Genomic DNA, 12,706 nt, shown 5'->3' with positions numbered 1-12,706 from the left:
AGTTTACTATGATAAATAAAGTTTTGAAAGAAAAAATACCCTATTTAATAGCAGAAACCGCTTATAGTTTTGAGGGAGATAAATCTTATTTATTGAAACAGATTAATAGATTAGAAGGTACACAAGTTGATTGTATTAAATTTCATATGTTATTTAATAGTAGTGAATATATAGTTCCTGAATATGAAGAGCTAAATCGTTGTTTAGATGGATGGTTACTTGAAAGAAATGATTGGCTTGATATTTTAAATAAGGCAAAATTAAATAAGCTGGATACTATAATACTTACTGATGACGTAGAAAGTGTTAATTTCTGCAGAGAGAATAATAAATTGGTAGATGGGATAGAAGTACATGCAGCCTGTATTAATGATTTAAAAATATTAGATGCAGCTATTAAGTTCTCCAGGGATTATAATAAAGTGTTTTTTGTTGGGATTAGTGGATTTGAATTTCAGGAACTATCAGCTATTATTGAATATTTGGAAGATGCAAAACTTGAAAATGTTGTATTAATGTATGGGTTTCAAAATTTCCCTACAAAATTGCAAGATATAAACTTGAGTAAAATTCCTTTGATAAAAAAAGCTATTAGGTATAAAGTGGGATATGCAGACCATACGAAATATAATGATGTAAATAAAGAAAATTTGATCTACACTGCTTATACATTGGGAGCAAACATACAGGAAGTTCATTATGTTTTAGGAGAAGGAGAAGAAAGAACAGATTATATTACTGGACTTAGTAATATAAGATTAAATAATATAAAAGAAAAATTAATTAATATACATTTGAGTATTGGGAATGTTGATTTTAGGTTAAATAAAGGAGAAAGAGAATACCTAAGTTTCAGAAAAGTGCCTGTTTACAAGGAAAATTTGGTAAAAGGAACAAGATTAACTAGAAAAAATGTAGTGTTTAAAAGGGTTAAAAATCCAAAGAGACAACATACATTTAGAGAAATTGAACAATTTTATGGTAAGGTAGTTAAAAGGAACGTAGAAAAAAATAAAGAGATAGATTATAGAGATTTAATAGATTAAAACAACAATGGTCTTTGGTTTATGTGGAACTTTTTTATAATAGCATAATAAAAAAGATTAAAGATAAATATTATAATGTTTATCTTATCTATTTTTATACTATAACCAAAAACAACTAACACTTTGTATGAGAAGATGGAGTGCATATAAAAAGGGTTTGACACACTTATCTTTCTAAAATAATATATGAATTATTAATGTATTAGGGAGAATAATATGCAAAACAAGAAAATAATAAAGGATCAGATAAAGAAAGTTATAGGCAGAGAAAATTTAGAATTTGTTAATCATGCTAAAAATTATATGTCAGCAGAATTTTTTACAAAAGCTTTAAGTTTTATTTCTGTTCCAATATTCACTAGATTGTTAACTCCTGATGAATATGGGATTCTTGCTATTTTTTCATCTATTATTTCGATATTTACTGTTATATTATCTTTAAGGATTGCTGGTGCAAATGCTAGATATTATTATGAAAATAATAATAAATTTAATGATTTTTTAGGAACTAATTTAATATTTATAGTAATATTTAATATAATTTCATTATATCTAATGTATATTTACAGAACTGGTATAGCTGAATATTTTAATATAAAAGTAGATGTATTTATTATTGCTGTTATAGTGGCGTCTTTAAATGTTCCTATCGGTATATATTTAAGTTATCTTCAATTTAGCAAACAAAGCAAGAAATATTCAGAGATATCAGTTATTAAAAGTATTATTATTTTATTATTATCAATTTCATTAGTCTATTTATTAAAAGAGAATAGGTATTATGGTAAAATATATTCACTACTAACTGTAACAGTAGTATTTTCGAGTTTTACTATATATAAGTCAATTAATATTGCTCATTTCAAATTTAAAATTAAATATATTAAGTATGCATTAGTTTTTGGTATACCTCTTATTCCACATAGTTTATCAAGATTTATATTAAATTTTTTTGATAGGATTATTATAAATCAGGTTACTGGACCAAATGATGCTGGATTATACTCTTTTGCATATAATGTAGGTATGGTTATGAATGTTGTTGTAATGGCAACAACTAAAGCATGGACACCTATTTTTTATGAATACATGAAAAAGGGAAGTTTTGATAAAATTAAAAAACTTTCTTATGAATATTCTAATTATATATATTATGCAGCAATAATATTAATCTTGTTTTCTAAAGAGATTGTAATTATTCTGGCTGATAAAAGTTATCATATAGCTTTAAATCTAGTGCCTATTATTATTATTAGTTATATTTTCATGTTTTATTATATTCTTTATAGTGGATATTCTTTTTATAGAAAAAAAACAGCCTTAATTTCTTTAGCAACACTTTTGAGTGGGGTAATAAATATAATTTTAAATTATTGGTTAATTCCTCAATTTGGATATATAGCGGCTGCATACACTACTGCATTTTCATATTTAGTACTTTTTACTTTTCATTTTATTAATGTTAAGTTTGTTTTAAAGGAAAAAGAATTGATTCTATTTAGAAAAATAGTAATTAACTTTGTTTGGGTAGTTATATCTGTAATTGCTTTATATTTTATAAATATTTATTTAAGTGGATTAATTATACCAGTAGTTGTGAAGCTGGTGATTATAGTTTTAACAGGATGGAAATTTTTTGTTAATTAGGGTTATAAATGGATTTTGTTTTAAGGTTTGATGAAAAGCTAAGGAGAAGAGTAATGATTAATGTGATTGATAAAATTATAGAAATAGATAATAAATTAAAAAAGGATTATGTGGTTAGAGGTATAAATCTTTGGCCAATAAGTAGGACTTACCTTTCAATATTATTAAGAAATGATATTGAGGTTAATAGAAAAAAAGATAAAAAAAGTTATAAGGAAATGATATTTAAAATTTACAATTTCTCTATTTCATCTGTTTCTAATAACCCTTTTTTTGCGAAAGAAAAAGACATTATTTATTTAAGCCCTTTTGAAGCAAATAGGGAAATCAGGGATAATAAACTTTACAACATATATTATGATGAGTTATCTTTGACTTACCCAGAAAGGACTTTAATAGTAGAAAGTGGAGCTTTAATGAGAAAAAAACGCAGATATTTTAGTTCTACAATACCACAAGAAATAATTACTTTTTCGGGGCGGATAAAAAGGAGATTTTTAAATTTTCAGCGACAAGAAATCGAAGTTGTTAATGAGTTTGTGAATAATATAGGTATTATCTTAGGTATTAACAATAAAAATGACAATGATAATATTATTCTAGATAATTTTAAAAAATGTATATTAAATACTGTTAAAAATTTATTGTGTTGTAGAGATAATTGGAAAAGGTGGATGAAAAGAATATCACCTAAAATAATTATCTATCATAATTCTTCTCCTCAAATTATTAATCTTTGGGCTCATCAATTGAGGATTAAAACAGCACAATATCAACATGGCATAATATCTGGGTTACAACCTTCATATAACTATGGAGACATATTTTTTGAAGATAAATATAAAACGTACCTTCCTGATTATTTGATAATCAGAGGGGATAAATGGAAACAATATACAAGGATACCATCTAAGAAAATCACTATTGGATATCCCTATTTTTCTAAAAAGATAAAAGGAATATATGACAATAAGATAGAAAATGGTAAAGAAGAAAAAAATGAAAAGGAAGTAGTCTTGATTTTATCTCAGTGGCCTATAAGAAAAGATTTTGTTAGATATGCTGAATATTTGGCAAATAATTTGGATTACAAACAATATGATATTATATTTAAACTTCATCCCAAGTTTCAGGAAAAGGTTAAGGAATATAGTTCTTTATTTCGGTATAAAAACATTTCAATAATTAAGGAAGGAGAAATTTATGATTTGATTAATCAATCTAATTACATTATATCATCTTATTCTACAGCTATATATGAAGCTTTGCCTTTTAAGAAACCGATATTTATATTAAAAAATGATATTTCAGAAGCGACAATTCCTTTTGAAATTGGGTATAGATTTAGTAAACCAAATGAGTTGCTGAGACTAATATTAAATAAAAAATATAAAAAAGCAAATTATGATTATAATAATTATTTTGATGAAAGTTGGAAAACAAACTACAGTCAATTTTTAATTAATGAGATAGGGTTAAATATTAATTAAAAAGTATTTTTTGTTTAAGAAAGGAAATTAATTATGTTAGATAATAAAGCTGTTTTAGCAATAATACCTGCTAGAGGTGGTTCAAAAGGAATTCCTCGTAAAAATGTTAGATTCTTAGCAGACAAACCATTAATAAGTTATTCCATTAGAAATGCTTTAGCTAGTAAATATATAGATAAAGTTATAGTTTCAACAGATGATATGGAAATTGGTCATATAGCTGAAATGTTTGGAGCTAATACTTTAAGAAGACCAGATAAATTGGCAACAGATAAAGTTCCATTAGATCCTGTTATAAATCATGCTGTTAATGTTTTGGAAAAACAAAGCAAAATAAATTATGATTTAGTAGTAACTTTACAGGCAACTTGTCCCTTGTTATCAACTAAAACAATTGATAATGCTATTGAAAAGTTTTTGAATAATGATATAGATACATTATTGTCAGTAGTAGATGATAGACACTTAACTTGGACAAAAAAAGGTGGTAAATATATACCTAATTATGAAGAAAGAAAAAATAGACAATATTTATCTCCTAATTACAGGGAAACAGGTGGTATTGTAATTACAAAAAGAAAATTTATAACTAATAATAGTCGTTTTGGCAAGAAGATAGATTTAATAGAAATGCTAGAGACTGAAGCAATCGATATAGATACTGAAATGGATTGGTGGATAGCTGAAAAGTTATTAAAGAGAAAAAAAATAATTATTAGAGTAGATGGGTATAAAAAAATAGGCTTAGGGCATATATATAGAACCCTTTTATTAGCTAATAGATTAATCGATCATGAGTTTTTATTTGTATCAAAAAGTGAACATAATTTAGGAGTTAATATAATAAAAGCTCATAATTATCCTGTGCTTACTTTTGAAAAAAATGTAGAATTAAAAAAAATTATTGAACAGTACAAACCAGATATTGTTATTAATGATATTCTAGATACTCCCGAAGATTACATTAAGTATTTAAATAAAAGAGATATTTTTGTTGTTAATTTTGAGGATATGGGGGAAGGGGCAAAAAAAGCTAATTTGGTTATTAATGCCCTATATACTGAAAAATATCCGTTAAATAATCATTATTGGGGTAAGGCTTATTATTGTCTACGAGAAGAGTTTTATTTACTAAATCCTAAAAAAGTTAGTGAAGAAGTAAAAGAGATATTACTTACGTTTGGAGGAACTGATTCTAATAATTATACTGGTAGGATTATTAAATTAATTAATGATTTAAACTTAGATGGTATAAAAATCACAATTATAGTAGGCTTAGGATATGAAAGAATGGATAGTTTAAAAAAGAAGATTGATAGCTTTAATATTGATGTTGAGATAAGACAAAATGTGAGTGATATTAGTAGATATATGAAAAAAGCAGATATAGTAATTACTTCTGCTGGAAGAACAGTTTATGAAATAGCTTCAATAGGCACACCAACTATAGTCTTAGCACAAAACAACCGTGAATTACGTCATACTTTTGCTTGTGCTGATAATGGTATTATTAACTTGGGCTTAGGTTATGAGGTTAGTGATAGGGAAATAAAAGATACATTACTAAATTTAGTTAAGGATTATAAATTGCGTAAAAAATGTAATTATTTAATGCTGAAAAATGATTTAAAATTTGGTATTAATAATGTTTTAAACTTGATTTTTAAGGAACATGAAAAATGGAAAGGATGAGATTTGATGAGTATTTATCAAAGAATAATTGATGAAGATGAAGTTTTTAGTATTGCTGAAATAGGTGTTAATTATTATGACATAGCTAAAAAAGAAGGTCTCAGTCTTATGGAAGCAGCTAAATTAATGATTGATAAAGCAAATGAAAATGGGGCAGATGCCGTTAAATTTCAGACATATAAGGCAGGGAAAATAGCGTCAAAAAATTCACCTGCCTATTGGGATCAAAGTGAGGAACCTACATCATCCCAGTATGAATTATTTACTAAGTTTGATAAATTTGGACAGGCTGAGTATGAGGAGCTGGCAGCTTATTGCGAATCTACAGAGATTATATTTATGTCTACTCCTTTTGATTTTCAGGCTGTTGATTATTTAAACGATTTAATGCCTATTTATAAAATATCTTCATCAGATATAACTAATCTCCCTTTTATTAAATATATGGCAGAGAAAGGTAAACCAGTATTTTTATCAACAGGGGCATCGACTTTAGGTGAAATAGAAAAGGCGGTCAATACAATTGTAGAAACTGGGAACGAGGAAATTTGTTTAATGCATTGTGTTTTAGATTATCCTACTGGTTATGAAGATGCCAATTTAAATATGATTAAACATTTAGGACAGGTTTTTCCTGATTATTTATTGGGTTTCTCTGATCATACACGCCCTGATGATACTATGATAACCCTTACTACAGCATATCTTTATGGTGCTAAAGTTATTGAAAAGCATTTTACTCTTGATAAGACATTGCAAGGTAATGATCACTATCATGCTATGGATCCAGATGATTTGAAAAAGTTTTCTAATAATCTTAGTTTAATTAAAAAAATAACAGGTGATTATTATAAACATCCTTTAGAATGTGAAGCAGAGTCTCGAAAACAAGCGAGGAGAAGCATTGTTGCCAAAGTTAATATAAATAAAGGGGATATTGTAAGTAGAGAGAAAATAACTTTTAAAAGGCCTGGAACAGGTATTTCGCCGGATGATTTAGATATGGTTATAGGAAGAGTAGCTAGAGAAAAAGTTCAGGAGGATGAATTAATTAAATGGACCAATATAGAGCAAAAATAAAGAGTTCATTTTACTTATTAAGAAATAAATTATATTCCTTAAGACCTATTAAAATAGATATTGAACCAATTGTAATTAATAACACAAATAAAATTGAAGGGGTTTATATAGTTGCAACAAAAAGGGGACTATTTATCTTAAGGAATAATAAATTGTATAAAATATTACAAGGAAGATTTTATGGGATAACTAAATACAATGATAATTTATATATTTTTGAAAGGTTAGGAAACTTAAAAGGGAGAATAATCCATTTAGCGTTAAATAAAAATTATTCATTTCAAAAGGATGGTAAAATTCTAATTGATAATATATCTCCTGGGTGTCACCAAATTGATTTTATTAATAACTATCTATATATTACAGATTCATATAACAATAGAATATTGAAGTGTGATTTACAAAATATAGATTGCGATGAATTTTATCCGTTAGGTAAATTAAAAAATGGAAGAAATTCAAAAAATTATGGGCATATTAATTCTATCTATAAAAAAGAGAAAGAATTTCTATTAATGTGTCATAATGAAACAACAAAGACAGGTAGAAATAGTGAGATATTAGTTTTGGATGAAAATTTAAATATAAATAGAAAAATAGATACTAAAGCTTCCAATGCTCATAATATTGTTAAATATAAGGAACAATTGTTTTATTGTGATTCAATGAATATGTCGCTCATGAAAAATGGTGTTCAAGTTTTTAGAGGAAAGCATTTTATGAGAGGTTTATCAGTTACAGATGAATATTTGTTAGTTGGTGGTTCTGATTATGCTAAAAGAAATAAGAGAACTAAAGTAAATGGATATATATATATATTAGACCATAAATTTAGATTAATTGATTCATATTTAATTCCTGGTATGGTACAGGAGATAAGAAGAATAGATAATATTGATTATTCTCTTTCACAATTTAATGAGGATTAAGTGATTATTTTTTCAATATGTTTCATATTGAAAAATAAACATGGTTAATTTCTTTAAATAAATTTATTGCTGGTTATATAGGGTTAATTATTGGTTAATACCTATATATGGTTATAGTGTTGCTGCCTATACGACTTTTGCATCATATTTATTACTTTTTTCTTTACATTATACTAATGCAAGGTTTGTTTTAAAGGAAGAAATTATTAATTTAAGAAAGCTTATTCCTAATTTTGTTTTATTATTATTATTAAGTTCTACTTATATCATTTTGTTTAATTATATAAGTTCATATCTTATTTTGCTGGGAATTAAAATTTGTATTACTATATTCTCCATATACTATTTTATTTTTAAAGATAAGGTTCTTTTATGAAGATAAAGATATTATTTAATGTTGGAGTTATAAATAATCAAATACTTTTAAACAAAAAAACTAATAAGTTTGCTGAGGGTATAAACAACAAAATCTTAAAAATAGTAAGAAATAGGGTGATATATTTGTTTTTAAAAATACTTAAAATACTTATAAAATACAAGTCTGGTATTAGTAGATTTATAAAATATAATGTAATGAGGCCATATTTTAATGTAAAAATAAAAGTTAAGGCTCATAGTGTGGGAATAGGACTTAAAACTAATAGAAAATCCAGTGTGTCTAAAATACTATTTTAGGTAATAATGTTAATTTTAATGGCATGAGTATACGTGGTGGAGGGAAAGTAGTTATAGGTGATAATTTTCATTCTGGCGAAGGATGCTTAATGATTACTCAAAATCATAATTATAATAATGGTAACGCTATACCTTATGATAATAGTTATATAAAGAGAGATATAATAATTAAAGATAATGTTTGGTTAGGAAGTAGAGTTGTAATCTTAGGGGGGGGGTTACTATAGGAGAAGGAGCAATTATTCAGGCAGGGAGTGTGGTTGTTACAGATATTCCCCAATATGCTATTGTTGGGGGTCATCCAGCTAAGGTATTTAAATATAGAGATATAAAACATTATAAAAGACTAAAAAAAGAAGGCAGGTTTCATTGATGTATGAAATTTCTGTTAAACAAATCTGTGAAAAAATATGGGAGTTAGAAGATAAATATAATTTGTTATATAAAGAAATTAATGGGGTTAAAGTCTGGCAGTATTTACGAATGAAGATATATTATCAAATTGCTCAGCAGACAGGAGTCTTTACTAAACCCCATACTACTAAAAACAGTTTATGGGATAAGATTAAAGCTTTTCCATGTTATTTATATAATGCCATATTAAAAAATCCTTTAAAAGGAAATTACCAAAAAGATATATTAATATTTGATCATTCACGGAAAATATATGTTGATGGAGAATATATAGATATTTATACTAAATATCTGCTTGATAATTTAGATGTCAATGATTACAATTATGATGTGATTGAGAGACCTTATTTAAGGAAACATTGGACTAAAAAAGAACCTAACCGCAAATATCTTGATTATTTATCAATAAGTTCATTTATACCTAAAAAATTATACAGGGTGAAATTTAGTGAGTATCAGTTAAAATATATAAAAACTGTTGAAAAAGAAATTAATGGTTATTTTAATATTAGTATTAACCTGAAAAGACTATTTATTAAAGGCATTAAAAATTTTAAATATAATTATAAATTTTATAATAAATTATTCAAAAAAAGAAAGCCAAGCAAGGTTTATGTAGTTGTCTCTTATGGGAAAGCAGCATTAATTTCTGCAGCTAAAGATAATGATATACAGGTTATAGAAATACAGCATGGAACTTTTAGTCCATATCATTTAGGATATAATTTCCCCGAGTGTAATAAAGAATTAGAATACTTCCCAGATGTATTTTATATATTTGGAGAATATTGGTCAGAGTCAGTAAAATTGCCAGTAAAAGAGGAAAATATTATTTCATATGGATTTCCGTATATGAATAAGAGAATAAAGAAGTATTCTGATATTGAAAAAAAGGAAAAACAGATATTGTTTATTTCCCAGGGAGTTATTGGTCAAGAGATGTCTAAAATAGCATATAAAGTAGCTCAGCGGTTAAAAGATTACAATATAATATATAAGTTACATCCTGGAGAATATGATAGATGGAAGAGTGAATATGAAGAGCTTGTTTTAGCAAATAAGTTAAAAAATTTTGAAGTTATTGATCATAATAATAAAGATTTATATGATTATTTTGCCAGTTCAAACTATCTGGTGGGAGTGTTTTCTACAGCTATATATGAAGGATTGGTTTTTGGATGTAAAACTGTATTAGTTAACTTGCCTGGCATAGAGTATATGCAATTTTTAATTGAGCAAGATATTGTAAAGGTATCTGATAATGCTGATGAAGTATGTGAGAAAATTAATGAGTTTGGACAGATCTCTTATGAGAAAGAGTATTTTTTTAAATAAAGGATTTGATATATTTTATAAGGAATGATAATATGAAAAAAAATATAGGAATTATAATTCCTACATTATCTAATGGTGGGGCAGAAAGAGTAGTTTCTAATTTGTCTTGTGGGTTATCAGAAAATGTTAATATGAAAATAATACTATATGATGGGAGTAAAATAGATTACCCATATAAAGGAGAAATTATTGATTTAAATATTACAACAACTAATAACCCTTTTTCTAAATTCTTAGCTTTTATTAAAAGAATTTATAAAGTGAAAAAAATAAAAGAAAAATATGATTTAGATGTAACAATAAGTTTTCTTGGTAATTCTAATTTAGTAAATATAATTACAAAGAGGAAAAAGACTTTAATTTCAATACGAAATTTAAAATCGAAACAACTTAAAGGGGTTTATGGTAGTATCTATAAATTTCTAATCAGATTTTTTTATGGTAAAGCTGATATTATAGTTGCAATATCTAAAATGGTTAAAGCAGATTTAATAGATAATTTTAATTTGGATGCAAATAAAATAACAGTTATATATAACCCATGTAACATTTATAATATAAAAAAATTAGCTAATCAAGAGTTAGAAAAAAAATATGAAATTGCATTTAAAAACCCAACAATAATAAATATAGGTAGGTTAACACATCAAAAGGGTCAATGGCATCTAATAAGAGCTTTAAAAAAAGTTAAAGAAAGAGTCAAAAATGCCAAGCTATTTATATTAGGTCAGGGAGAATTAGAATATTATCTAAAAGAATTAGCTAAAAACCTAGGATTATTGAAAGATATATATTTTTTAGGATTCCAAAAAAATCCGTTTAAATATATTAATAAATCTAAATTATTTGTGTTTTCATCATTATATGAGGGATTTGGAAATGTAGTAATAGAGTCTATGGCATGTGGTATATCAGTTATATCTACTGATTGTAAAGCAGGTCCTAGGGAAATATTAGCACCTGATACTGATATAAAGAAACAGACTAAAAAGGCTGAATATGCAGAGTATGGTGTGTTAGTACCAGTATGTGATGGTAATAAGTATCAAGCAGATGTTAAGTTAACAAGAGAAGAAGATATTTTAGCGAATCAAATCATTAAAATGTTGCAAAATCAAGAGCTTAGAAACAGTTATTGTGAAAAATCAATTAAGAGGGCCAATGAATTTGAGGTTTCAGGTATTGTAGAAGAATGGAGTAAATTGTTATAATAAAATTATATATTGCGAGAGGATAATATGGATTATAAAGTCAAAGTACAACAAACTAATATCTATTTTGTATTATTTTTACTATACTTTTTATTAAAGCCATTTTATTTCTTTAAAAGCGGAACACCTCAGATAGCAGACTTTATATTACTTGTATTATTTATACTTACGTTTGTATTTAAGAAATTATATTTAACGATAGACAATAAAAGATATATTATGTTGGTTGTTTTGTTTTTTATGTATACTACAATTATTAATGGAATATGGAGTATTTTATTAGGTGGGGAGTTTTCAATTTTTTATTCTTCTATCTGGTATCTGTATAATTTCTTGGCCAGTTTATGTATTATAGTTATGCATAAAAAAATTGGGAATAGGATTTACAAATATATTTATTATGCAGTAGTGGTTTCAGTAATAATTCAGTTTGCTTTGATTTTTATTAATATTAACCCTGGGATATATCGAAGGACTAATTTTTTTAATAATCCCAACCAACTGGGATATTTTGGACTACTATCTTTATCTATTATTTTTTATTTAGTTAATAAAATTAAATTAAATTTATATTTGTTTTATTCTGTTTTAGCTGCGTCTATTATTTTAATTATAGTTTCTTTATCTAAGGCAGCTATAGTTAGTAGTTTAGTTATGTGTATTTGTTTTTTTTATTTCTCTAAAAAAAATGTTAAATTATTTTTGGTAAATTTGTTTTTAATAATATTACTTCTTATAGTTTTGATTTTTAATTTAGGATTAATAGTTGAGACTGATTTGTTTAAGACAGTTGGAGAAAGAATTTATACAATTGGACAAGAGAATGATGATAGTCTTGTAGGTAGGGGATATGATAGAATATGGAATTATCCCAGGTATCTTTTATTTGGTGCAGGGGAGGGGATGTTTTCTAGATTTAAGAGTCAAATTGGGGGAAGAGAAATACATTCGACAATTGGCAATTTGTTTTTTTCCTATGGTATAATTGGACTTGCTATTTTTGCTTTAATAATGTTTCAGGTTATTTATAAAAACGATTTTGCCTGTATATATATCTTGTTTCCTATTTGTTTATATGGTCTTACACATAATGGAATACGGCATACTTTTTTTTGGTTTCTTATTTCTTTGATTTATCTTAATAAAATTGAATTAACATAGTTTTACATGCATTAATTAAACAGAGG

9 protein-coding genes and 1 pseudogene are annotated in these 12,706 nt (G+C 25.9%); all 10 read left to right on the top strand.

What is annotated here, in order from left to right:
* Window positions 1-8: 8 nt before the first annotated feature.
* The gene (locus GM661_RS18095; protein WP_230868057.1) at window positions 9-1,046 is read left to right on the top strand and encodes an N-acetylneuraminate synthase family protein; all 1,038 of its coding nucleotides are present in this window, start codon (window positions 9-11) and stop codon (window positions 1,044-1,046) included.
* Between the two features lie 216 nt (window positions 1,047-1,262).
* Entirely contained in the window at window positions 1,263-2,693 is a 1,431-nt protein-coding gene (locus GM661_RS18090; RefSeq protein WP_230868056.1) for a lipopolysaccharide biosynthesis protein, read from the top strand.
* A gap of 53 nt (window positions 2,694-2,746) precedes the next feature.
* On the top strand, window positions 2,747-4,183 hold the full coding sequence (locus GM661_RS18085) for a CDP-glycerol glycerophosphotransferase family protein (RefSeq protein ID WP_230868055.1): 1,437 nt from the start codon (window positions 2,747-2,749) through the stop codon (window positions 4,181-4,183).
* A 33-nt stretch (window positions 4,184-4,216) separates the two neighbouring features.
* Window positions 4,217-5,875, top strand: coding sequence for a cytidylyltransferase domain-containing protein (locus tag GM661_RS18080; RefSeq protein ID WP_230868054.1), 1,659 nt, complete (start codon window positions 4,217-4,219; stop codon window positions 5,873-5,875).
* 6 nt (window positions 5,876-5,881) lie between these two features.
* Window positions 5,882-6,955 (top strand): N-acetylneuraminate synthase family protein, encoded by a 1,074-nt coding sequence (locus GM661_RS18075; protein WP_230868053.1) that lies wholly within the window; start codon window positions 5,882-5,884, stop codon window positions 6,953-6,955.
* Window positions 6,931-7,884, top strand: coding sequence for a hypothetical protein (locus tag GM661_RS18070; RefSeq protein WP_230868052.1), 954 nt, complete (start codon window positions 6,931-6,933; stop codon window positions 7,882-7,884). The genes GM661_RS18075 and GM661_RS18070 overlap by 25 nt, the downstream gene beginning before the upstream one ends.
* A gap of 573 nt (window positions 7,885-8,457) precedes the next feature.
* Window positions 8,458-8,932 (top strand): annotated as a pseudogene (locus GM661_RS19255) (acyltransferase).
* On the top strand, window positions 8,929-10,308 hold the full coding sequence (locus GM661_RS18060) for a hypothetical protein (RefSeq protein ID WP_230868050.1): 1,380 nt from the start codon (window positions 8,929-8,931) through the stop codon (window positions 10,306-10,308). Before GM661_RS19255 ends, GM661_RS18060 begins: the two are co-directional and overlap by 4 nt.
* Window positions 10,309-10,340: 32 nt before the next feature.
* Window positions 10,341-11,519, top strand: a complete 1,179-nt coding sequence (locus GM661_RS18055; RefSeq protein WP_230868049.1) for a glycosyltransferase — start codon at window positions 10,341-10,343, stop codon at window positions 11,517-11,519.
* 27 nt (window positions 11,520-11,546) lie between these two features.
* Window positions 11,547-12,680: an O-antigen ligase family protein gene (locus GM661_RS18050; protein WP_230868048.1), complete on the top strand. Its 1,134-nt coding sequence runs from the start codon at window positions 11,547-11,549 to the stop codon at window positions 12,678-12,680.
* Window positions 12,681-12,706: the final 26 nt, after the last annotated feature.

Origin of the sequence: Iocasia fonsfrigidae (genome assembly GCF_017751145.1) — a bacterium.
GTDB classification, from domain to species: domain Bacteria; phylum Bacillota; class Halanaerobiia; order Halanaerobiales; family DTU029; genus Iocasia; species Iocasia fonsfrigidae.
The sequence above is the reverse complement of the archived record's forward strand: the minus strand, read 5'-3'. Positions and strand labels throughout refer to the sequence as shown.

Bases quoted from the DNA above. Each gene is read 5' to 3' on its own strand.
- GM661_RS18050 (WP_230868048.1), top strand. From the start codon at position 11,547: ATGGATTATAAAGTCAAAGTACAACAAACTAATATCTATTTTGTATTA.
- GM661_RS18070 (WP_230868052.1), top strand. From the start codon at position 6,931: ATGGACCAATATAGAGCAAAAATAAAGAGTTCATTTTACTTATTAAGA.
- GM661_RS18085 (WP_230868055.1), top strand. From the start codon at position 2,747: ATGATTAATGTGATTGATAAAATTATAGAAATAGATAATAAATTAAAA.
- GM661_RS18055 (WP_230868049.1), top strand. From the start codon at position 10,341: ATGAAAAAAAATATAGGAATTATAATTCCTACATTATCTAATGGTGGG.
- GM661_RS18080 (WP_230868054.1), top strand. From the start codon at position 4,217: ATGTTAGATAATAAAGCTGTTTTAGCAATAATACCTGCTAGAGGTGGT.
- GM661_RS18075 (WP_230868053.1), top strand. From the start codon at position 5,882: ATGAGTATTTATCAAAGAATAATTGATGAAGATGAAGTTTTTAGTATT.
- GM661_RS18095 (WP_230868057.1), top strand. From the start codon at position 9: ATGATAAATAAAGTTTTGAAAGAAAAAATACCCTATTTAATAGCAGAA.
- GM661_RS18090 (WP_230868056.1), top strand. From the start codon at position 1,263: ATGCAAAACAAGAAAATAATAAAGGATCAGATAAAGAAAGTTATAGGC.